Annotated in this window: 18 protein-coding genes and 1 tRNA gene; 7 read left to right on the forward strand and 12 right to left on the reverse strand. The window is 51.3% G+C overall.

Features of this window, described 5'->3' with window-relative positions; genetic code table 11:
- Window positions 1-29 precede the first annotated feature (29 nt).
- The 6 genes from PsAD5_RS23870 to PsAD5_RS23895 form a co-directional block, all read right to left on the reverse strand.
- On the reverse strand, window positions 30-632 hold the full coding sequence (locus tag PsAD5_RS23870; RefSeq protein WP_063294096.1) for a curlin: 603 nt from the start codon (window positions 630-632) through the stop codon (window positions 30-32).
- Window positions 633-673: 41 nt separating this feature from the next.
- Window positions 674-1,198, reverse strand: a complete 525-nt coding sequence (locus PsAD5_RS23875; protein WP_063293943.1) for a curlin repeat-containing protein — start codon at window positions 1,196-1,198, stop codon at window positions 674-676.
- A 117-nt stretch (window positions 1,199-1,315) separates the two neighbouring features.
- Window positions 1,316-2,875, reverse strand: a complete 1,560-nt coding sequence (locus PsAD5_RS23880; RefSeq protein WP_063293944.1) for a curlin — start codon at window positions 2,873-2,875, stop codon at window positions 1,316-1,318.
- 250 nt (window positions 2,876-3,125) lie between these two features.
- Window positions 3,126-4,076, reverse strand: coding sequence for a CsgG/HfaB family protein (locus PsAD5_RS23885; protein WP_057465680.1), 951 nt, complete (start codon window positions 4,074-4,076; stop codon window positions 3,126-3,128).
- A 15-nt stretch (window positions 4,077-4,091) separates the two neighbouring features.
- The gene (locus PsAD5_RS23890) at window positions 4,092-4,559 is read right to left on the reverse strand and encodes a curli assembly protein CsgF (RefSeq protein ID WP_208860170.1); all 468 of its coding nucleotides are present in this window, start codon (window positions 4,557-4,559) and stop codon (window positions 4,092-4,094) included.
- Window positions 4,560-4,903: 344 nt separating this feature from the next.
- Window positions 4,904-4,980 (reverse strand) — tRNA-Ile (locus PsAD5_RS23895).
- A gap of 206 nt (window positions 4,981-5,186) precedes the next feature.
- Between PsAD5_RS23895 and PsAD5_RS23900 the strand changes: the two genes are divergently transcribed.
- The 3 genes from PsAD5_RS23900 to PsAD5_RS23910 all read left to right on the forward strand — a co-directional run bounded on the left by PsAD5_RS23900 (window position 5,187) and on the right by PsAD5_RS23910 (window position 9,090).
- Window positions 5,187-6,269, forward strand: coding sequence for an AI-2E family transporter (locus PsAD5_RS23900; protein ID WP_057461156.1), 1,083 nt, complete (start codon window positions 5,187-5,189; stop codon window positions 6,267-6,269).
- A gap of 125 nt (window positions 6,270-6,394) precedes the next feature.
- Window positions 6,395-7,150 carry an SIMPL domain-containing protein gene (locus tag PsAD5_RS23905; protein WP_063289991.1) on the forward strand — a complete coding sequence of 252 codons (756 nt, stop codon included), beginning with the start codon at window positions 6,395-6,397 and terminating at the stop codon, window positions 7,148-7,150.
- Between the two features lie 500 nt (window positions 7,151-7,650).
- On the forward strand, window positions 7,651-9,090 hold the full coding sequence (locus tag PsAD5_RS23910; RefSeq protein ID WP_208988792.1) for an MFS transporter: 1,440 nt from the start codon (window positions 7,651-7,653) through the stop codon (window positions 9,088-9,090).
- 148 nt (window positions 9,091-9,238) lie between these two features.
- Here PsAD5_RS23910 and PsAD5_RS23915 read toward each other — a convergent pair whose 3' ends face one another.
- Together PsAD5_RS23915 and PsAD5_RS23920 are read right to left on the reverse strand one after the other, a co-directional pair.
- Window positions 9,239-9,496, reverse strand: coding sequence for a hypothetical protein (locus PsAD5_RS23915; protein WP_057461158.1), 258 nt, complete (start codon window positions 9,494-9,496; stop codon window positions 9,239-9,241).
- Window positions 9,497-9,598: 102 nt separating this feature from the next.
- Complete coding sequence (locus PsAD5_RS23920) at window positions 9,599-9,946, reverse strand: winged helix-turn-helix transcriptional regulator (protein WP_063293946.1); 348 nt, start codon at window positions 9,944-9,946, stop codon at window positions 9,599-9,601.
- Between the two features lie 91 nt (window positions 9,947-10,037).
- Here PsAD5_RS23920 and PsAD5_RS23925 point away from each other — a divergent pair, with 91 nt between their 5' ends.
- Window positions 10,038-10,778 (forward strand): hypothetical protein, encoded by a 741-nt coding sequence (locus PsAD5_RS23925; protein ID WP_063293947.1) that lies wholly within the window; start codon window positions 10,038-10,040, stop codon window positions 10,776-10,778.
- 116 nt (window positions 10,779-10,894) lie between these two features.
- On the opposite strand, the gene rpoD is transcribed toward PsAD5_RS23925, so the two are convergent.
- The 3 genes from rpoD to PsAD5_RS23940 all read right to left on the reverse strand — a co-directional run bounded on the left by rpoD (window position 10,895) and on the right by PsAD5_RS23940 (window position 16,372).
- Window positions 10,895-13,015: an RNA polymerase sigma factor RpoD gene (gene rpoD / locus PsAD5_RS23930; RefSeq protein WP_063293948.1), complete on the reverse strand. Its 2,121-nt coding sequence runs from the start codon at window positions 13,013-13,015 to the stop codon at window positions 10,895-10,897.
- A 538-nt stretch (window positions 13,016-13,553) separates the two neighbouring features.
- Window positions 13,554-15,545 (reverse strand): DNA primase, encoded by a 1,992-nt coding sequence (gene dnaG / locus PsAD5_RS23935; RefSeq protein ID WP_063293949.1) that lies wholly within the window; start codon window positions 15,543-15,545, stop codon window positions 13,554-13,556.
- Between the two features lie 182 nt (window positions 15,546-15,727).
- Window positions 15,728-16,372 (reverse strand): GatB/YqeY domain-containing protein, encoded by a 645-nt coding sequence (locus tag PsAD5_RS23940; protein ID WP_306418668.1) that lies wholly within the window; start codon window positions 16,370-16,372, stop codon window positions 15,728-15,730.
- Window positions 16,373-16,439: 67 nt separating this feature from the next.
- Between PsAD5_RS23940 and carA the strand changes: the two genes are divergently transcribed.
- Entirely contained in the window at window positions 16,440-17,630 is a 1,191-nt protein-coding gene (gene carA / locus PsAD5_RS23945; RefSeq protein WP_063293950.1) for a glutamine-hydrolyzing carbamoyl-phosphate synthase small subunit, read from the forward strand.
- 177 nt (window positions 17,631-17,807) lie between these two features.
- On the opposite strand, the gene PsAD5_RS23950 is transcribed toward carA, so the two are convergent.
- On the reverse strand, window positions 17,808-18,257 hold the full coding sequence (locus tag PsAD5_RS23950) for a MerR family transcriptional regulator (RefSeq protein ID WP_208860172.1): 450 nt from the start codon (window positions 18,255-18,257) through the stop codon (window positions 17,808-17,810).
- A 1,284-nt stretch (window positions 18,258-19,541) separates the two neighbouring features.
- Here PsAD5_RS23950 and PsAD5_RS23955 point away from each other — a divergent pair.
- Together PsAD5_RS23955 and carB are read left to right on the forward strand one after the other, a co-directional pair.
- Complete coding sequence (locus PsAD5_RS23955; RefSeq protein ID WP_057461122.1) at window positions 19,542-19,775, forward strand: helix-turn-helix domain-containing protein; 234 nt, start codon at window positions 19,542-19,544, stop codon at window positions 19,773-19,775.
- A 179-nt stretch (window positions 19,776-19,954) separates the two neighbouring features.
- Window positions 19,955-23,317 carry a carbamoyl-phosphate synthase large subunit gene (gene carB, locus PsAD5_RS23960; protein ID WP_063293951.1) on the forward strand — a complete coding sequence of 1,121 codons (3,363 nt, stop codon included), beginning with the start codon at window positions 19,955-19,957 and terminating at the stop codon, window positions 23,315-23,317.
- Window positions 23,318-23,329 lie beyond the last annotated feature (12 nt).

Raw genomic sequence — 23,329 nt, forward strand, 5'->3', positions numbered from 1 at the left:
AGCTCGCCTCTGCTAAAGCATGGCCCAGCCTACTGCTGATGCACCATCACAGTATTACCTGGCGCATAGACGGTAAGCGTGTTGCCAGCAGCAACATCTGAAGTTTTAAGCCCGTTCCCACGCTGCGTGTAAAGCACATTGGTCCCATTGCTCGTCACAGCAAGCCCGGCTTCGTTGTTATTGCCATGTTGCCATAACGTGCCCTTGGAACTGCTGCCGGATACTTCTACCGAGCCCTGATTACCGTCACCCGTCTGGAACAGATTGCCCGTTGAATTATCACCTGAAATCACAACGGTTGCTTCATTCCCAACACCAGCGGCAGAAGGAGCAAGAAAGCTGTTGCGCACGGCAAGCGCAGCAACATTATCTGCCGTATCCAGTGTATTTTTTGAGGCACCCAACAGCTTGCCGACAAACCATGTCCCGCGCAAAGCTTGTTGACCCAAGCCTGCGGTTAAGGTGTCTCCCCCTTGCAAGACAGTCACATCACTGCCACTCGCACTTTGAGAAACCTGAACTTCGTGATTGTCCCCCACCTGCCGGATGAGAGCTGTATTCCCATCACCTGCAAAAGCCGCAGATGGCATCAAAACAGATGCCAGAATTAAACCCGCTAATTTCCTAAACATATCCATCACCCGAAAATTCGGAGCGAGGAGCCCACTGAAGGCTATTGCCCCTGCATGATACTCAGAGAGTTTCCATCTCCAAATTGATTGAAGAGCGCCCGGTTATTGTTCCCGAACTGCCCAACCAGCGCATTGTTGTCGTGCCCATAAGCTCTGCCTGAGAGCGCATTGCCATATCCATACTGGATAAATCCAAAGCCATTCCCTGTTCCCTCAGCCTCATAAAGCACCGTATTACCGGTCCCGATAATGAGCCCCTGCCCGGCAACCGGAGAGTTCGGAACGCCGCTGACTGTTTCTGGCATCACAGGAACGATCAAAGTGGCGTAACTCTCTTCCAGCCCCCGAAGGCTGATGGTGTTCCCACCAACTTCAGTCACTTGAGGAATGTTGCCCGTAAACACCTTAGCGCTCTTATTTTCCAGTAATTGAGCGGTTGAAGCATCCTGCTGATACCCAGAGGCATCAACTTGCGGAATAACCGCCATTTCCTGGGCAGAGACGCCAGAAAGCGCACCACAAACAACACTGCCAAAAACGAAAAAACCGACACGCTTAAACAACATTGCAATGCTCCGGGAGTGGAATACTCCACTCCCATCACATCACAGCATTTTCTTTTTTTTCTGCATTCAGTCACTAAAACTGAAAAGACCCCGGCCCGTAGGCCGGGGAAAGAAGACTTACCAGTTCGAGCCCATCAAAGTATTGAACGGAACAGAACTGTCAGTCACGATAGCTGGAACTCCCACACTGGCAGCACCCTGGTTAATAGTTGCAGAGTTGCTGTCACCGGTCTGGCTAACACTAGCAATGTTGAAGTCACCCTTCTGGCCAACCATTGCTCTGTTGTGGCTTCCCATCACAGAGACGCCGGCTTCGTTGTAATCACCGATCTGCCCGACCTGAATGTGGTTATCATTGCTGGTAGAGGCATCAGTCCGATTACCAACATTACCGGTGATCATATTGCCTGTACCGTTCTGGGTGAGGAAGATCTTGTTCTGATCACCATTAACGTCTTCAAAATCGATGTTGTTGCCATCACCACCTTTTTGAATGAACTGCAGGCGGTTGTAGCTACCATCAACAACCCCAACCGTTACGCCGTTGTCGCTTGTTGTCTGCAACACATAGAACTTGTTGAGATTAGGACCATTCAAGCCATCAATGAAAACGCCGTTGTTATCACCAGACTGCTTCACAGCAATATACTGCCGATCGCCCCATGAATAACCGGAGAAGGCATTGCCAGCACCAGACTGCTGAATGGAAACTTTGCCGTTGGTACCAGCACCCACGTAGTCGACTGTGTTAGAGTCTCCAGCCTGACGCGCACGGATCATAAAGTTACTGCCGTTTAGACTGACATCAATATCCTGCATGTCACCAGTCTGGCGGTATCCAGCATCATTCATGTCACCTTCAATGACAGATTTGGTGTAGGACTGATTTGAACCAGCATCCTGAACCAGATCAACCATATTGCCGACACCTCTGGACTCAAGCCAGAAGTTGTTGCGCGAGCCATTCTGAAGAGCTGATGTGTCGTTGGCAGAACCAACCTGAATCAGCTTCGCACCATGGGATGGACCTTCAACAACAGGAGTACCTGTTCCTGTTGGATCTGGTGGAACATCATCAATATTAGCGCCGTTAAAGTCCCCACGCTGACGAATTGAAGCAGTGTTTACACCACCAGTTACAGAGGTATTTTCCTGCCTAACCTTAGCAACAACGTTGGTGTCACCACGCTGGTCAATTGTCAGGCTGTTCTGTAAGGCAACAGCACCGGCCTGACCGGTCTGATTTACACGCCAGACACGATGATCAGGAGTACGATCAGAAGGAGAGCCATTTGCACGCTGCAAGATACTTGCAGTGTTCTGGTCACCAGACTGACTAACATTTCTTACCATCTGATTGTTATCTTGGTTGATGGAAAGAGTATTGCTAGCGCCATCCTGCACCATCTGCCCGTCGTACTTACCGCTTGGGCTACGATTGCTACCAGCAATGTTGTTGCTGCCAGTTTGCAGCACAGTTGCGTTATTACCACCACCTGCAGTGTTGGTCTGCACTACAATCGCATCGTTGCTGTCGCCAATCTGGGTGATTGTACCCGTGTTGCCTGCACCAGCAAGATTTACCTGGCTCAGGGAAGATGCATTACCATCTCCCGCATGTGCAGCAGCAACTGAAAATGCCAAAGCTGAACATGACAAAATAAGAATTTGCTTCATAATTACGAACCTTCACCTATAATAGTTCGGGTGAGCAAAGGAGATTGTAACCAATCACATTTGCTCCGTTGCGACATGAGGGTGTGTGAGTTTTTGCGAGGTCGCACACCCTCTATTACCGTTTTTACGGTAACCGAGATCTCTTGCCACCAATTCTCATAGTCACTTATTTTCAATGGCTTAGAGAAATTTTGGATCAAGAGGAAAAAGATGGATGTTGTTCTAGAACTGCTGAACATTTTGCAACATCCTAAGATTTCTTATTCGCCCACAGGTTTGACCGTGCCAGTGGAACACTGCCTCTGTAAGGACCCATATTCGATGGGGGGCGAGCCTTTTTAACCTTTACACGCTGGGTGACCTGTGCCTTCTCAGATGTGTATTCCTGATACAAAGCATTGGCTTGAGCCGGGTTCTCAAAACTCCAGGCTCCAACACGCGCCCCTTCCATAACAATGGAGTAAACCGCCTTCTCAATAGCCTGCTGCACAGCAAGGGTGACAGGCTCATTCTTGGTGATGCCAGCTTCGGCTTCTAAAATTTCATCTAAAGCGATGTAGCGGAACGCGCCACCTTTCAACCCGACAGAGACAACGGATTTCTGAACCATCACGTTGGCCATGACTTCACCGGTTCGTGTGCTGACAGCACGCAGCGAAACCGTCACGTCATCCTGCCGGTAATCCGCATTTCCGCCAATGCCCAGATAACGAGCCCCTAATCCGCCTGTTCGGGTGTTGCTATCATACCCGACAACGCCACCCTCAAAAAGAACTCCCGCATAAAGCAGTGGTGGCAGGACCTTCGGATCAACTTTGTCTTCACCCAGATAGATTTTGCGGATCTGCGTAACGATCTGGCGTTCTTTCAGCAAAGCATCAAGATTGCCCCTTTCAACCACACGGAACCATTTGCGATCCCCGGCATCCTGAAGCGCACGAACCAGCATAGTGTCAGCACCCTGTGTCACAGATCGTGACAGTGTCTGAACTTTGTCAGACGGCTTATACTGGCCTGTCAGATCCTGATAACTGTAGACAGCAGCGTAAATCGGTTCCTTCGGAGCGGGCAGCTTTTTCAGCTTGCTGGCTTGCACCGAAATCGTTGCAAGCTGAGGTCCGGGACTAAATGCCATGCGTGTTACCGGCCCGCAGGCAGACAACGACAACGCCATGGCAACAACAATGGATTTCTTCATCATATCAATAACCTGGCATTAATTTATGGGAGTACCGTCCTGCAGGACAGGAACCGTGATATCGGTAATGGCACCCGTGCTTTCATCAATAATCTGCAGCTGAATGGAATCTGTGCCGCGAACAAACGAAACCTTCTGGTCGCCAAAGCTCACAGTGCCGCTGTCTTTCGGATCATCACCAAAAATCGCCTGGGATACCTGATCCGCCAGAGCATAAATCAATCGGTTCTGCAGCTGGCGTACAAACAAATCAGCCAGGCTACTGCCAGAACCATCAGCACCGCTACCAGACCCGGAACCATACTTGTTGCTTCCTCCGACAGTTGCAGTTTTCTGGGCATTCGCCGTTGCAAAAAGGTGGGTAGTATTAGCCGCATATCCGCCAAAGCTCGGATTAGTCGGCTGATAAACAAGTTGTTGTGCGTGAGAGGAGCCAACACTGAGGACACACCCCAGCATAAGCCCGAGAGCAGAATTTAGTCTCATAGCAACCCCTAATCTAACGAGGACTTCACGATAAATTTCTGAGAAAGAAAGTGTCAGTTGTATCGATGTAGCTTTGGTATATTAGGGGAATACTATTGTGTCATCTCTCGACATATCGAGGTATTAGTTTCTTTTAACAAGGTAAGAACCAAGTGATTACTTTAAACTAATTTCACCTAGTAGATGCCTGATAGAATATATCACCTATAAATTCATATTGGTATAAATATCAATTCTAATAGAGCCCACACGATTACATCATGCAGATAGCATAAATGCATAACTTGAATGCAAATTACATCAAGGCAGCTGTTCTAAAAGGGAAATGAACAAGATAGGAAAGGTGGTAGGCCCGGAGGGACTTGAACCCCCAACCAGTCCGTTATGAGCGGACGGCTCTAACCAGTTGAGCTACAGGCCCTTACCGAAGACAGGTTCTACACCAACAACCACGGGTGAGTAAATTGTTTATAGCAGTGAACAAGGCAGATCCTGTTGAAACTTGGGGATGCGCCTTTTCCCCGGCAGATCAACAGAGCATTCATCACAAAGCTTTATAAATACCTGATTTTAAGAGACTATGTGAAAACTAACAGCTTCCGGCAGCCTGACCCCTTGGAGTGCATGATGCGCCAGCCTCTCATTAAGTTCACCGCCTCTTTGTTCCTTCTTGTCATTATTGGCTGGCTACTCTTCATAGGGCGCTCCCTCATTATACCCCTGATTATCGCATTGGTGCTTTGGTACATTATCAACTCCATGTCCTCTGCCCTGCGACATTTGCCTGTGGTTGGACCGTATCTGCCGCGCCCGCTCACCATTTTGCTGGCCCTGTTCGCGATCTTTTATGTCGTCGGCATCCTGTTCAACATCGTCTCAGTCAACCTGCAACAGCTGGCGTTCGATGCACCGACCTATCAGGGACGGCTGGATGAGCTGCTGCTCAAGCTTGCCAACCAACTGAATATGGAAAAGCCGCTCCAACTTTCAGACATCCTGCCCAACTTCTCGCTAAGCGCAGCCCTCAGCACCGGAGCATCCGTTCTCACCAGTCTGGCCGGATCCAGCTCACTGGTCTTCATCTACGTGCTCTTCATGATTTTCGAGGCGGCAACCTTTGACAAAAAGCTCGCCGCCCTCTTTGAAGATTCCGACCGCGTACAGCTTGCGTTCGCCATCCGCGGAGAGATTGGTCGCCGCATGCGTCACTACATGGGCATCAAAACCGGTGTCAGCATCATCACCGGTTTCCTCACCTACGGCATCACGTCATGGGCAGGCCTGCCCTACGCGGCCCTTTTCGGGTTCATCGCCTTCCTGCTCAACTACATTCCAACCATCGGCTCTCTGATTGCCGTCATCTTCCCAAGCCTGTTATCACTGGTCTATTTCGACACCCTCACACCATTTATCGCGATTACTCTTGGGCTGGGAGCAGTTCAGTTCATTCTCGGCAATCTGGTGGAACCACGTCTGATGGGCACACAACTTAACATTTCACCCCTCGTCATTATGATCTCATTGAGCTTTTGGGGGGCATTATGGGGCGTTATTGGAATGGTGCTGTGCGTGCCACTTGTCGTGCTTGCCATCATCATTTGCGCCCAGTTCCCATCTTCGCGTCCCATTGCAATCCTGTTGTCGGGGGATGGCAATGTTGGCGATCCGATAAACCTGGATCATCAAAATCAAACCCGTGAATTGACATGATCACGCCTGAGAGCCGCCGCAATTGTAACTTCTAATTGCATTTCTCGATATTCGGCTGATCAAGAATGATAGTCCGCAGCACGGATCAGGCATCAGCCTCAACAAATTTGAAACTGGAGAATTTAATGCAGAGCGAACAGAAGAAATTGCGTCTTCCAAGTATAAGCGCGCTGGCAGTTGCTGGTCTTGTTGCCGCCGCCCTTGTTGTATCCAGCGGTGTCAATGCCAAGGCTGCTGAACAAACAGGCAAGATCACAATCTCCGGCCAGGGATCGGTCAACGTGGCGCCTGATATGGCGACGCTGGTCTCTCGCGTAATCACACAGGGTGATGATGCAAAGTCCGCCCTTCAGCAAAACTCCGTCACCATGCGCGCCATCCTGCAGGATGTTGAAGACGCAGGCATCGAAAAAAAGAACATCCAGACCACCGGTTTTGACATTTCACCGATCTACGACAACCGCCGCCTCAAAAACAATGAGCCAAAAGCTCCTGAGATTGTTGGCTACCGTGTGCAGAACGGCATCCGCATCAGTCTGCAGGACATCACCAAACTGGGCACCACGCTGGACATGCTGGTGCAAAACGGCTCCAACGATGTTGGCCAGATCCAGTTCGGCGTATCCAATCCTGAAAAATATATTGATGAAGCCCGCGAAAGCGCCGTGAAAGACGCCCGCACCAAGGCGGAAACCTACGCGAAAGCTGCCGGTGTTAGCCTCGGCAAAATTCTCAGCATTTCCGAAGCCGGGTACAACCCGCGCCCTTACCCAGAAATGATGGGCATGAGAGCTGCAAAAATGGACAGTGCCCCGCCAATTGCAGCAGGTCAGGAGACCCTCTCGTCATCAGTTACAATAACCTACGAACTTGTGCAGTAACACAAGCCTCCAATGCAACCTCTCAAAACCCCGCCCCAAGCGGGGTTTTCTTTTTTAATGCCGACAACCATCATAGTCCGGCAACATGCACGCTCCCACTAGCACTCCTGTATTGGGGTCTGATAGTCTCCCCCAGACATTCATTATTTATGCATATTCTGAAGTCGCCTCGATTCAGAACACCTCACAAAGCACGCAGCATTTTTCATCGTTTCAACAGCTCAAAACCGCGCCAGGCTTCACGTAGGCGACCGCCAAGTGCCCGCATAAAACCAAGCTATTCAAGTTGCCTTCACATCTGCCGAAAAAAGGACCTCCTCGTGCTGTAAGAAAGCTAAGCCTGCGAAACAAAAGGAACAATCCGCCAATTTATGTTGGGCCAATTTTTGCAAAATCGATTCATTGAGGATGATTAGTACACCACAATTCAATAAGAAAAGACTTTACTTATTAAACACCTCAAATTAAATAAGTGATATATTTTCAAATAGGCGATACTCATGACCATATCCAGCCCGGCACAAACAATCCCATTATCGCCCTTCAAAAAGCTGACCATGGATGGTCGCTGGCTTGCGTCTCTCATCATGATTTTGGGTGTTGGGTCGGCAAGCATGAACAACTTCCTCTCCTCCGCCATCATGCCAGATATCATCCGCGATCTTGGTGGCCAGCAACGCGCCTTCTGGGTCCTCAGCTTGTTTCAGATCGGCTCCATTCTGGCAGGCACGGTCACAGGCTCGTTGAAAGCACGCATTGGCGCACGCCCTCTCTTTATCGCGGCGGCCCTGTCGTTTCTGGCAGGCTCATTCGTTGGCGGCGCTGCAAATTCGCTGGAACACCTGCTGCTTGGCAGAATGCTGCAGGGCCTGGGCGAAGGCATGATTGTCTCTCTCTGCTACACGTTGATTTCAGATCTTTATCCGGAAAACGCCGTCTCCTCGGTCTTCGCTTTACTTTCAGGAGTTTGGGCTGTCTCGGCAGGCATCGGCCCCCTCACCGCAGGTGTCCTGACAGAAAGCTGGTCATGGCGTGCAGTGTTTTACGCCAACCTGCCTCTGTGTTTGATGCTGCTCTTGCTGGCAATCACCGTCATCCCGTCCACCACCAGAGACAAAGCCACAACGACACAATCCTCGGATAAGATGAGCATGTTCCCCCGCCTCGGGCTTCTGGCTGTGGCGGTCTTGCTCATTGCGTATGTGGGCGAACTGCGCAGCCTTCCTCACATCACCGGGGCTTTGGTCGTTGGTTTAACCCTGCTGTTCCTTGCCGTGAAATGGGATAAGAAAAGCACCAGTCCGTTCATTCCACGCAGTGCGTTCAAGTTCACCGGCATTCTGGGCCTTGGCATGTGGGTCACGCTGCTGCTGTCCATCGCCAGCGCCGCCCGTGTTGTTTATGGCGCTGCCATGGGGCAGGTGCTGTGGGGACTTTCCGTCACTCAAGCATCCTATGCTATGGCCATCACAGCCTTCACATGGACAGCCGCCGCATGGATCGTCGCCCGCGTGCAAACACCACACGCACAAACCTATCTGATCCGTCTGGGAACCTTAAACATCATCGCTGGCACACTTCTCACAGTTGTTTCACTCTACACGATGTCCCTATGGATATTCCTGCTTTCCTCCGTCTTTAACGGAGCAGGCTTTGGCATGAGCAGTCAGTTTTTGAAAAAGGCAATCATTTACGCAGAAACGGACGACGAGCGTGACAGAGCCTCCGGTTTCATCGGGCCTCTGCAATCCGCAGGCATGGCCATTGGCGCAGCGCTGGCAGGCCTTCTGGCTGGCCTCTCCGGCTTCTCCGTTCCAGGTGCAGAAGACTTGATTACACTGGAAAATGCAGCGCAGTCCGGCCCGGTCCTGTTCCTCATCATGGCGGGCATCGCAAGCATTGCAGCGCTATTGGCGTTCAAGATGCCAAGAATGGCCTAGTCACATTGAAGGGATGACAAACATGTGCCGCAAATGTGGAGACAACCCAGGACGCGATCCGCCACAGGTGCAGGCACTGGCCGGTGCTTAAAGCGCACCTTACCAAAGTGAGTGCCGATTTTCGGATCAGAACACGCAGGAAAGTAAGTCAGCGTGGAAGCGGTTGACCCGGTGGCGGCGGAGGTGCTCGTCGCAGAGGCTGATCAAAATACCTGTCAGGTCCATGCCCACGCCAACCAACACCATGCATGCGGTTCATCATCGCAAACATCATAATCACGGCAATCACCACAAGAACCAGCAGTGTCGTGATAATCGAAGTCGCAATCACCCATCCCCTGCTCGGCTTCCGCCCAATCGAAGCCCTCAACCCATCCAGCTCACGCCGCATATCTTCCGGTTCCATATCCTGCTCCATCAAAAACGATAGAACAATCCTCTCAGAAACACCGGAACACCAACTTACATCAATCGCTCACAATTGATGCACTCCCGAAAGCCTCTCACCTCACGCAAACGTCTCACCCCATTTCAGCAGTTCCAGCAGGATGGGGCCGACGGCTTGGCCTTTTTCGGTCAGGACGTAGTCGGCACGTGGAGGGTGGGAAGAGTAGAAGCGCTTTTTGAGGACACCGTGTTCCTCCAGCTTTTTCAGGCGAGTTGAGAGCGTGTTAGGACTGACCTTCAAACTCGTTTCAAGGTCTTTGAACTTACGCGGCCCATCCAGAAAAAACTCTCGTAATATAAAGAGACTCCACGGATCGCCCAGCACGCCAAGCGAGCGCATGATGGGGCAGTTATCGCGGTCAATTCCAGCAAGTTCAGGCGGCAGAAGAGAAGGGTCAAACTCAGTCATATAAGCAGAGGTAGCATAGTAAATTCAAAAATGGAATTGACTCCTATATTTGAAGTCACTACCAATATTGAAGTTATTCAGGAGAACTCCCATGACTTCAATCATTCTGGAATTCATTGTTTTAGCCTTCGCTGTTATATTCCCGACTACACTGGTTGCTATCGTCGCAAACAGAGCCAACCACGCCCAGCTATCACCTCCCGCTCAAAGTTGGGCCGTCGGCGTCTTCATCACATTGCTTGGGGTGTGGTTTGCAGCTGCCGTCTTGCTTGCCAAGGCAGATCTGTTCACGCTGCCCACCGAAGCCCCACAGGTTCCACGGTTAATCCTTCTGCTTCTGGGCGGCTCCCTCACCGTATGGGCCCTGGCAAACTTCACGGCGGCAGGACGCAAGATTCTGGAAGCCACAGACCAAAGCATCTTCATGGGAGTTCAAATCCTGCGTGTGATCGGCTTTGTGTTTCTAGTGGGGTGGGCAATGGGGCCAGTGCCATGGGAATTTGCCATGCCAGCGGGCCTTGGAGATATCGCAACAGGCATTCTGGCCGTGTTTGCTTACAAAGCAGCCCGCAGCAACGCCGCCAACGCCCGCACTCTCATGATCCGTGTTCACATTCTCGGCCTGTTGGATTTCGTGGCCGCAATCGGCACAGGTGTCCTCACCTCAAACGGCTACTTCCACCTGCTCTCCACAGATGCTCCCAACATCATAGACAACTACCCCCTCGTCCTCGTCCCCGCCTTCTTCGTCCCCCTCTTCCTGACAGCGCATATTCTGTCGATACAAAAGATGGTGACAGAAAATAGGAAAGAGAAAACGGTAGCTGCATAACCTTCAATTAATGCAGAAAAACCCGTCCGCTCTCCAGCCAGAAAGTCTCAACCCAACAAAAAAGCCGGTCTCCACACAGAGACCGGCTTTCTTAATTCTCGCATATCCGTAGCAGCTTAGCTGTCCAGGAAGCTCCGCAGTTTGCGGGAGCGGCTTGGGTGCTTCAGCTTACGCAGGGCTTTCGCTTCAATCTGACGAATACGCTCACGGGTAACGGAGAACTGCTGACCAACCTCTTCCAGAGTGTGGTCGGTGTTCATGCCGATGCCGAAGCGCATACGCAGGACACGCTCTTCACGAGGTGTCAGCGATGCCAGAACGCGGGTCGTGGTCTCACGAAGGTTCGCCTGAATAGCCGCATCAATCGGCAGGATGGCGTTTTTATCCTCAATGAAGTCACCAAGATGGCTGTCTTCCTCGTCACCAATCGGTGTTTCAAGGGAGATAGGCTCCTTAGCGATCTTCAGCACCTTACGGACCTTCTCAAGCGGCATCTGCAGCTTTTCAGAGAGCTCTTCCGGGGTTGGCTCACGGCCAATCTCGTGAAGCATCTGACGAGAGGTACGAACGATCTTGTTGATCGTCTCGATCATGTGCACCGGAATACGGATGGTGCGTGCCTGATCCGCGATGGATCGGGTGATCGCCTGACGAATCCACCAGGTCGCATAGGTGGAGAACTTGTAACCACGGCGGTATTCGAACTTGTCGACCGCCTTCATGAGGCCAATGTTACCTTCCTGAATAAGATCCAGGAACTGCAGGCCACGGTTGGTGTATTTCTTGGCAATGGAGATAACGAGACGAAGGTTCGCTTCCACCATTTCCTTCTTCGCGATACGCGCTTCGCGCTCACCCTTCTGCACCATGGAAACCAGAGTACGGAATTCGGTGATCTCAAGGCCAGTCTCAGTCGCAAGCGTCTGAATCTCGCCGCGCAATTCGCGGATCATGTCGCCATCATTAGTCACAAACTTCTTCCAGCCACGGCCAGAAAGGTTTGCAACTTTGCGGATCCAGTTCGGATCTAGCTCAGAACCCTGATAGTGCTTGATGAAGTCAGCGCGGTTCACGCCGTTGCTGTCTGCAAGACGCAGCAAGCGACCTTCATAACCCATCAGCATTTTGTTGATGGAGTAAAGCTGCTGAACCAGTGTTTCAATACGGTTGTTATTGAGGTGCAGGCTCTTCACTTCAACAATAATGTCTTCTTTGAGCTTCTTGTAACGACGCTCCTGAGACGGAGACAGAGTTTTGTTAGCCAGCTTGTTTTCAACCAGCTGGTCCTGAAGCTTGCGCAGCTTCTTGTAGTCCTCTGTGATCTTGTCAAAGATCTCAACGACCATAGGCTTCAGTTCTGCTTCCATCACGGAAAGAGAAACGTTTGCCTCGTACTCGTCGTCATCGTCATCAGTGGTTTCACCACCTTCTGCAGGTGCTTCACCCGGCGCACCCGAAGCGGCATCACCTGGTGCAGCAGCGGCAGGAGCCGCAGCACCGTTAGGCTTGCGGGCTTCTTCTTCCTTGCGCTTGCGGGCTTCTTCTTTTTCCTTAAGGCGCACGGCCTCAGGAACTTCACCCTCGCCAGCGTTTTCCTGCTCAGAAAGGTCATCATCAGATGGACCGTTCTTGTCATCAGGTCCGGAATATGTTGCATCCAGATCAATAATGTCACGCAGCAGAACCTTGCCTTCAGCCAGCTCCTCACCCCAGATGATAATCGCCTGGAAGGTCAGTGGGCTTTCACAAAGACCTGAGATCATAGCCTCACGGCCAGCCTCAATACGCTTTGCAATGGCAATTTCGCCTTCGCGGGACAACAGCTCAACAGAGCCCATCTCGCGCAGGTACATACGCACCGGATCATCGGTACGGTCTGTAGGTTCTTTGGCAGTCGTGGTTTTGGTAACAGCAGTAGAAGAAGCAACAACCAACTCACCGCCGTCTACAGCGGGTGGAGCTTCCTCTTCTTCTTTACCTTCTTCTGCATCTTCCGCCTCAACAACGTTGATGCCCATTTCAGAAAGAAGCGACATGGTGTCTTCAATCTGCTCAGAGCTCACCTGATCAGGTGGAAGAACTTCATTCAGTTCGTCATAAGTGATGTATCCGCGTTTTTTCGCGGACTTGATCATTTTCTTGACGGCGGCGACCGACAAATCCAAGAGCGGACCATCTTGTCCCTCTGCGCCTGCCGGTTCCTGCGTATCTTCAGCTTGTGTCGCCTTCGTCGCCATATTCTGCTCCAAAGTCGCTGGTCGTGCTCCAGCGAACTATCGCGTTACGCAATCAATCACCCCCGTGTTTGGACCACACAGGCGGTATTTGAATCACATTTGACTTTGGGGTTTAACGCAAAGTCCCTTAAACCTGACTTAACCCTGGTATCAAAATGTTTTCACGGAATTGAAAACCCAAAACTCATTCGGGCAGGACTGCTCACCGGCATCCCTACCGTTTTAGGCCGTATCCGGCACATTCCAGGCATCGACAGCGCTGATTATCCGATTATGATATCGCCGCTTTAAAGACATCTAAGGTCTACGGGCGCTCGTATCGGCTGTCTGACTTAGTGTATGTAGCCCGCCTTTTGTGATTCGCAAGGGCGATTCGGCATGGTCAATCTGATTCTGGGGGATTTTGGACAGTTCATTGCCTGTTTTTCTGGATAACTTTGAAAAACAAGAGTTCTTCCATCACAATTCTACCTCAAGTTGCGATCACCAGATCCTATGGTGGAAGCAGATAAACAGATCCGCAATCCCTCCTCTCAGATCAAGCCAGAACAGACCCTTTTGAGGAGCGCATTTTGGCTGCACGCTCCGCCAACTCCTGCTCATCACGCAGACAATCCTCACGGCGACGAGCCAAATCCTGCGTAAGCGCCTGAAACCGGCCCCAGCTTTCTTCGGTCAGATCCTGCTCCATGGCCCGCGTTTCATGCTCAAGTTCCTGCTCCAACATGCGCAACTCAAGCATATCAGCATAATTCAGGAACAGCATCTCCACGAAGTCCTCGGGCGGATTTTCTTTTAGGATTTGAGCACGGTTCCCCAAAGCATCCCAGCTGATTAATTTATTTGTCTTCGACTGCGGCTCAAATCGCTCAATGAAGCCTTTGGCTTCCCCCAAAATCTGGTAAAAGTGCTCTCCAAGACTATCATACATACGGACGACAGTTTCATCTCCCAGTTCAGGAGAAACAACGCGAAGAAAACTCTCCATAAACTTCACATGATCATCATTGTTATAGCTCAGTAGAGAAATTCGCTCGAAATGCTTCTCAAGCAAATCAAGGTATACAACGGACATACCAATAACAATTCGCTCAATCCCGTAAGCAGGCGTGTTAGGCGCCCCCATGTTGTTTTCAGCGCTTCTGAAGCGATTTTCTTCGTTACCGCCCTTGCCAGCTTGTTGGCCGCGCCACCCCCCATCACGACGACCACTACCACCGCTTTTGCTACGGTTCCGACGGCTCTCCTCGTAAAACAAGTTGGAGAGTTTGAGGCGCAAGTCCATCCGATAACGCTTCTGAACGCGCTCATCTTTGATGGTCCCAACCAGATCTTCAACGGCCTTTTCCAGCGCAGCCTTGCGCTCAGGCGTATCAATCCGTGCTTGCTCACTCTCACGGCGCCAAACCACTTCTGAAAGTGGCAGAGCTTTCTCAATCTCTCCATACATGGCAGCAGTGCCACCAGCATTAATCACATCATCCGGATCCTGCCCGTCAGGCAAAAACGCAAACTGGAAAGACTTACCGCTGGTCAGAACTGGAAGAATACGATCAACCGCTCGGTGGGCAGCAGAGATACCGGCGACGTCACCGTCAAAGCAAACCACGGGCTCATCAGCAAACTTCCAAAGCCGCATAATCTGGTCTTCGGTAAACGCAGTACCCAAACTCGCGACCGTCGCTTTGATGCCAACCTGCCAGAGAGCAATGGCATCCATATACCCTTCCACCACGATCGCTTGTCCGCTCTCATAAGCAGGCTGGCGCGCGCGATGTGCATTAAACAGCATCGTCCCTTTGTGAAAGACAGGTGTTTCCGGTGAGTTCAGATATTTCGGCTGGCCGTCCGGGTCCATGGTTCGGCCACCAAAAGCAACCGCCCTGCCCCGATCATCATGGATCGGGATCATCAGACGATTGCGAAACCGGTCATAGGACGGACGCCCGTCCTCGGGTTTAATGAGCAACCCCACTTCAATCAGCTCAGCTTCAGTGACGTCTTTCGCCATCAAAGCCTTCTTCAGATTGTCACGTCCTGGAGGCGCAAAACCAAACTGAAACTCATTCAGTGTCTCGGCACTCAAACCGCGCCGCTGCACATACTCTTGCGCAGCGCGCCCGTCAGCAGACTGGAACACATGCCGAAAATAGCGTGCCGCCATCTCACAAACATCGGTCAGAGAATTGCGCTTTGCAGCTCGTTTTGCCGCCTGAGGATCGGGCGCAGGCATGGCGATTCCGGCTACACCGGCCAGTTCTTCCACAGCTTCGGGGAAACTGAGGCCCTCAGTCTCCATCAAAAACTTGAAATGATCTCCACTTTCACCACAGCCAAAGCACTTGTAGCGGTTGCGGCGCTCATCAACATGAAAGCTGGGAGACTTCTCTGAATGGAAGGGACAACAGGCCCAATAATCACCCTTTCCGGGCTGCGATTTACGCCGATCCCAGGTTACACGTCGCCCCACCACATCTGTAAGCGAGACGCGGTTGCGAATGTCATCAAGAAAGAGCTGATCGAAACGCATAATGGTCCAATTTGTCGTAGTGGCCTGAAAGCAGCTGAGCTGGGTATTATATAGCCGTGAAGGCCCCAAGAAGCCAGCAAAACCCCCATTTGCGCTGGCTTAACTCAATTTATTGCTTCAGGAAAAAAGAAAAGCCGCATCATGATGACGCGGCGGCCTGTAAGTGCTCCAAAAACGTTGGCTTACTGCGGAGCTCGCAGCATCTGCTTCACCATGCAACTGGCTTTCGCAAAGTCCATCTGGCCCGGATAACGCTCTTTCAGCTCGGCCATGCAGCGGCCCATATCACGCAGTCCGCGCGCTTCAACGCACTCGACAACTGTTTGACAAACAAGCTTCATTTCGTACTCGCTGAGCTGCGAAGGCAAGAATTCACGGATCATTTCCGCTTCTTCACGCTCTTGCACAGCAAGCTCTACCTTACCGCTCGCTTCACAATGCGCCGCTTCCTGTTCACGCTGGACTAGCATGGTGTGCAGGAGGTCCATCAGCTCTTCGTCGCTTAAGCCATCACGGCCTTGCTCACGAGCAGCCATATCCCGGTCCATAATGGCAGCGGTGATGAGGCGCAACGTGGCGGCACGTCTTTTGTTAGTGTCTTCTTGCGCGGCTTTCAGCGCATTCGCTATTTTGTCTCGCAACATACTAAAGGAACCCTGACGCGGAAACTTTAAAAGAGGCTCTCCAAATCCCGGATAATACGTCTCATCCATCTGATTTGGGCTGATTTCCTGTAACTCGAGCGCTATTATTTCTACACGAGTGATATTGACCAGAGGAACCCCTTCTCCTATGGTCCCGGCCTTGATGCGACTGTGACGCGCCAAAGTCAAGTCCCTTCGGTGCGTTTCAGATGGACGCATACTGTCATCAACCGTATCAAGAAAGCAAGTGATGAAAGCTCAAGACGCGTGGTCAGCACCTAAACCTACCGCCCTCCTCGTTCTCGCAGACGGTACAGTCATTGAAGGCCGAGGCGTTGGAGCTCTTGGAACAGCGTCCGGCGAAGTCTGCTTCAATACGGCAATGACCGGGTATGAAGAGATTCTCACAGATCCTTCCTATGCAGGACAGATCATCACCTTCACGTTCCCCCATGTTGGCAATGTGGGCGCGAACGAAGACGATGTTGAAACTGTAGATATGGAAGGCACGTCTGGCGTACGAGGCGCGATTCTGCGCACCGACATCACCACCCCTTCAAACTATCGCTCTGGCAACCACTTCGATGCATGGCTCAAGGCACGAGGCATTGTTGGACTGACCGGCGTAGACACCCGCGCATTAACAGCTCTCATCCGCGAAAAAGGCATGCAGAACGCCGTGATCGCTCATAACGCTGATGGTGAGTTTGATGTGGAAGCGCTGAAAGCAGAAGCAGCCGGCCTCCCGGATCTGGAAGGCATGGACCTTGCAAAAACCGTGAGCACTCAGAAAACCTACGACTGGAACGAAACCACCTGGGATTGGGAGGACGGGTTTGGCGCCCAGAACAAACCAAGCCATCACGTGGTTGCTCTGGACTTTGGTGTAAAGCGTAACATCCTCCGCCTTCTGGCAGATGCCGGATGCCGCGTGACTGTGGTGCCTGCAACCACTTCTGCTGAAGACGTCCTCGCCCTCAAGCCGGATGGAGTATTCCTGTCCAACGGCCCTGGCGATCCAGCTGCAACAGGTGAATACGCGGTTCCAACCATCCGTAGTCTCGTGAACTCTGGCCTGCCGGTCTTCGGTATCTGTCTGGGTCACCAGATGCTCGCGCTTGCACTTGGTGGCACCACCACAAAAATGCATCAGGGCCATCACGGCGCAAACCATCCGGTTCACGATTACACCACCAACAAGGTTGAAATCACCAGCATGAACCATGGCTTTGCTGTGAGCGCTGGCAGCCTGCCCGACAACGTGGAAGAAACACACGTTTCCCTGTTTGACGGCACCAACTGTGGTCTGCGTGTAAAAGATGCACCTGTCTTCTCAGTGCAGCACCATCCGGAAGCGTCTCCTGGCCCACAAGACAGCCACTACCTGTTCTCTCGCTTCATAGAGCTGATTGAGAACCATAAGACACCTGCAGCCGCTTAGAGCGCGTTCGCTCATCAAAACGGCACGGCAGAATGAATAAAAGCGGGGTCCAGTGCCCCGCTTTTCTTTTGCCCAACCCTAAGCAGATCGTGACAGGAAACACCGCCTCAGCAACATCAAGGCAACAAAAAACCCGGCACCAAGGGAGCCGGGTTCCGTAACTCTTATCAGAAGCGATTAAGCTGCTTCTGTTTCCAGCATGCTGCTCAGTGCATGAGACACACCGCGAACTTCTGCAATCTGCTCTTGAAGCGCTTGCTCCTGCTCATGAAGCAGCTGCTCCTGCGCACCACAAATTTCCTGAAGTTCTTTAAGTTGCTCAGGACGAGGGCTGGAACCCTCAACGAGTTTGATAATACGACGAACTTCTGCCAGCGTCAGACCGATCTTCTTGGCCTGCAAAATGACCCGCATGCGGCTCACATCACGACCTCTGTAGAAGCGGCGTGCTCCACGACGTACTGGGTTAAGAAGCCCCTTCTCCTCATAAAATCGTAGTGTACGCAGAGTGACGCTAAACAATTCTGACATTTCAGAGATTGCGAGCAGTTGACCGTCCCCATCGTCCTCACGAATAGGTCCAGCGATATCCGCAGCGACATCTAGCTTACTAGGAATACTGTTCATTTCCATTTGCCCGGTGGTTTGTATGTTAAACCTTAGAAGAGTTACAAAAGCTCATCATTTCAGCTCCCCACCCGGTGCCTCCATGAATTCCCCTAATAACTTTTGTACTCCCCCACTTCTGTACTAGCTTATGCAGTAGCATTTGATACCCACTCACACTGCGGAAGCTTTTCGATGTTCATTTGAACAATCTTCAATGCATCCCCAGTGAGGAATGAGTACCCCCACTTTCAAAGTCCTCAATGAAATCTATGATAATTCATATTGGACAATTGATAATCTACACAAGGAAACTGATAAAATATAGCCCGACATCGCATTTTTTACTTCGTAAATGCAACGTATACACTAGGACATCCGAGAATTAACATCATAAGTAGTTATACTAGATAAGTATTATAAAAAAATAGCGGCACCTACTTTTGCAAGTCCGCTGATTTATTCTACATTTTCCGGCAAATACCCAAAGATGTTCCTGCGTTATCCGAGCTAATATACTATAGAAGCGTCAATTACATATTGTCTATAATATGTGAACATGACGAAGAGATAGCCAGAGTGAGCAATATAACTTCTAACTACTCTCCTTCTTTAGATCTGCTCTGACTTTATTCTTTCTCAGTAAAACGAAAATTGGCTGACCAAATGATCACTCTGCACATTTTTTAAACAGGATGTTCATTTTTCGCGCTGCAAAACTTTGAACTGCCGTCGCGTACAGAGGGGATAATGTGGAATCTGACACATTAAAAGGCAAGATTACCCAAAGATTCACTAGGTCAAAAGTGCCAGATTGTGCGCATTGCACAATTTTGGCCACCCAATTTCATTAATTGAATCATCTTCAGCATGTGCAAGCCAGAAGAAAGACACCCTCTTCAGCAGGTAAACTCAATTTACCATCAAACACGTACTTGCGCTTAGCCCTTCAACAGGCCATTGACGATCCGTCTGATTTGAAATCTGAAAGTCGCATGACGATGCACATCCATCTTTTTGCCCTTCAGATTAGCCCGATACAGGATGAGTTCGTTTAACATGATTATCTCCTTGATGAGCCGCGTGAATGGAAAGCCACCTCAGTTCTATGCAAAGAAATCACACAGGCTTACGGGAGTTTTCCTGAAACGCCACAATTATAAGCGCACTAATTGCGCCTCATCAAGGTAAATGGCGCAATTTTTGCGCTTTTTACATTCTGTTATATGCAATAGTACGAATGCAGATTATTATGCATCAGTCTGTACAATGAATTTTCAGTCTGGGAATCATTAGGTTAGTATCATGAAACCATCTCAGTTTCGGGCTTGGCGCAAGTCGATGGGCTATAAGCAAAAAGAGGCAGCGGAACGCCTCGGCTTAAAAAAACGAATGATTCAGTATTATGAAAACGGCAATCGTGACGGTAAACCGGTAGAAATTCCGAAGTCTGTCAGGCTGGCCTGCTATGCCTTAAGCACTGGTATTGCTGACTTTGATGGTGAGAAAACCACAGAGAACACGACTTTAGCTGAATAAACTCCCCTTAAGTCTTGAGAAAAAAAACCGGATTATTTCGGAAATAGGCGTTCGTCGGGGTTTATCATTACTCGAATATTTCTTATAACGCGCGCTCAGCCGACATACTCCTAAAGAGGGCACCACCAGAGCACCGATCGGGTGCACTGGTGCTTAAACGCGAGCATATGTGAGTCACCATGCCTAAACGCAATGACATCCAATCTATCATGATCATCGGGGCTGGCCCCATCGTGATTGGTCAAGCCTGTGAGTTCGATTATTCTGGAACTCAGGCTTGTAAGGCACTGCGAGATGAGGGCTACCGAATTATCTTGGTGAACTCAAATCCGGCGACCATCATGACAGATCCGGATCTGGCTGATGCAACCTACATCGAGCCAATCACCACGGACGCCGTTGAAAAGATCATCGCCAAGGAAAAGCCGGACGCGCTCCTGCCAACCATGGGCGGACAGACCGCACTCAACTGCGCGCTGGAACTGGACCGCAAAGGCATCCTGAAAAAACACGGTGTCGAGATGATCGGTGCAAAAGCCGACGTCATCGACAAGGCTGAAGACCGTGAAAAATTCCGCGCTGCCATGGACAAGATCGGGCTGGAAAATCCACGCGCCGCAATCGCATCCTCTCCGCCAATCCTTGATGATGAAGGCACCATCACCGGATATGACCGCGGAGCAGGCTATGCTGAAGCCATGCGCCAGATCGACACCATCGGCCTGCCAGCCATCATTCGCCCTGCGTTTACGCTCGGCGGTACAGGCGGCGGCGTAGCGTATAACCGTGAAGAGTACGAACAGATTGTTCGCTCCGGTATCGATGCGTCTCCAAACGGTCAGGTGCTCATCGACGAAAGCTTGCTCGGCTGGAAAGAATACGAGATGGAAGTGGTTCGCGACACAGCGGACAACTGCATCATCATCTGCTCCATTGAAAACATCGACCCGATGGGCGTCCACACAGGCGATTCCATCACGGTTGCCCCTGCCCTGACCCTCACCGACAAAGAATACCAGATCATGCGGAACGCCTCGATTGCGGTTCTGCGTGAGATTGGCGTTGAAACAGGCGGATCGAACGTTCAGTTCGCGGTCAACCCGGCGGATGGCCGTCTCGTTGTGATCGAGATGAACCCACGCGTCTCCCGCTCTTCCGCGCTGGCATCTAAAGCAACGGGCTTCCCGATTGCAAAGATCGCGGCAAAGCTCGCTGTTGGTTACACCCTTGATGAGTTGGAAAACGACATCACCGGTGGTGCAACACCAGCCTCTTTTGAGCCGACAATTGACTACGTCGTCACCAAGATCCCACGTTTCGCGTTTGAAAAGTTCCCGGGCTCCGAACCAACCCTGACAACAGCAATGAAGTCAGTTGGCGAAGTGATGGCCATTGGCCGTACCTTCAAGGAAAGCCTCCAGAAAGCTCTCCGTGGTCTGGAAACAGGTCTGACAGGCCTTGACCCAATCGAAGTCGAAGGCCTTGGCCACGGCGAAGACTACACCGCAATCCGCAAAGCTCTGGCTGTCCCAACACCAGATCGCCTGCTCAATGTGGCTCAGGCTATGCGCCTGGGCACCTCTGCAAAAGAAATCCACGACATCTGCAAGATTGATCCGTGGTTCCTGGAGCAGATGCAGGAAATCGTGGACATGGAAGCAAAGATCATCGAGCACGGCCTGCCAGACAACGCAGCCGCCATGCGCATGGTCAAAGCTATGGGCTTCTCAGACAGCCGTCTTGCGGTTCTCACCCAGACGACTGCTGACAAAGTAGCAGCTCTGCGGGCTGAGCTCGACGTGAAGCCAGTTTACAAGCGCATTGATACCTGCGCCGCAGAATTCGCGTCTCCAACGCCTTACATGTACTCCACCTACGAGACACCAACACCGGGTCTGCCTTCCTGCGAAGCAAACCCAAGTGAGAAGCAAAAGGTTGTCATTTTGGGTGGTGGTCCAAACCGGATTGGTCAGGGCATCGAGTTCGATTACTGCTGCTGTCATGCTGCGTTTGCGTTGAAAGATGCTGGCTTCGAGGCCATCATGATCAACTGCAACCCGGAAACAGTCTCAACAGACTACGACACCTCCGATCGCCTCTACTTCGAATCTCTCACCTCTGAAGACGTGCTGGAAATCCTCCGCCTAGAAAACTCCAAGGGCACACTGAAGGGTGTTATCGTTCAGTTCGGCGGCCAGACACCTCTTAAACTGGCACAAGCGCTCGTAGAAGCCGGCATTCCAATCCTCGGCACGTCTCCAGACATGATTGACCTTGCAGAAGATCGTGACCGGTTCCAGCGTCTGCTGCACAGAATTGATCTGAAACAGCCAGAGAACGGCATCGCCTACTCTGTTGAACAGGGCCGCCTCATTGCCAACCAGCTTGGCCTGCCGCTTGTTGTTCGCCCGTCCTACGTGCTGGGTGGCCGCGCAATGCAGATCATTCGCGACGAGGAAGCGCTCAACAACTACCTGCTTGGCACACTGCCAGAGCTGGTTCCACATGATGTGCGCGCCAAGTACCCGAACGATAAAACCGGCCAGATCAACACCCTGCTCGGCACCAACCCGCTTCTGTTTGACCGTTATCTCGACGGCGCAATCGAAGTGGATGTGGACGCTCTGTGTGATGGTGAAGACGTCTTTATCTGTGGCATCATGGAACACATCGAAGAAGCCGGCATCCATTCCGGCGACAGCGCATGTTCCCTGCCAGCCTACACGCTGGATGACGAAACACTTGCCAGACTGGAAGAGCAAGGCCGCAAACTCGCTCTGGAGCTCAACGTTGTTGGCCTCATGAACGTTCAGTTCGCAATCAAGGACGGAGAGATCTACGTTCTGGAAGTGAACCCGCGTGCATCAAGAACAGTACCGTTCGTGGCAAAAACCATTGGCGTGCCGATTGCGAAAATCGCAGCCCGCGTCATGGCAGGCGAGAAACTGTCAAACTTCGACCTCAAGCCGAAAAAGCTGGATCATGTCGCAGTGAAGGAAGCGGTCTTCCCGTTTGCTCGTTTCCCGGGTGTTGATACGGTTCTCGGTCCTGAGATGCGCTCTACCGGTGAAGTCATGGGTCTGGACACCGACTTCTCCTTCGCATTCGCCAAGTCACAGCTCGGCGGAGGCACCGTTATTCCGGCAGGTGGAACAGTCTTCATCTCATTGAAGGATGCAGATAAGCCGAAAATTCTTGAAGCAGCTAAAAAACTTGTAGCATCAGGGTTTTCCATTATATCCACCGAAGGCACGCAAAGATACTTGGAAAACCAAGGCATCCCGTGCGCAAAGGTCAATAAGGTGCTTGAAGGGCGTCCTCATATCGTTGATGCTATCAAGAACGGAGAAGTTCAGCTCGTCTTCAATACAACCGAAGGCGCACAAGCACTTTCCGACAGTCGGTCACTTCGTCAGGCTGCGCTGATGAACAAGGTTCCTTACTACACAACTGTGGCAGGAGCCGTAGCAGCAGCTCAAGGCATCGAAGCTTTCCGAGCGAAAACGCTTGAAGTAAGGTCCCTACAATCTTACTTCTGCTAGTATAGTTTAACA

It is taken from the genome of Pseudovibrio sp. Ad5 (assembly GCF_001623095.1).
Taxonomy (GTDB): Bacteria; Pseudomonadota; Alphaproteobacteria; order Rhizobiales; family Stappiaceae; genus Pseudovibrio.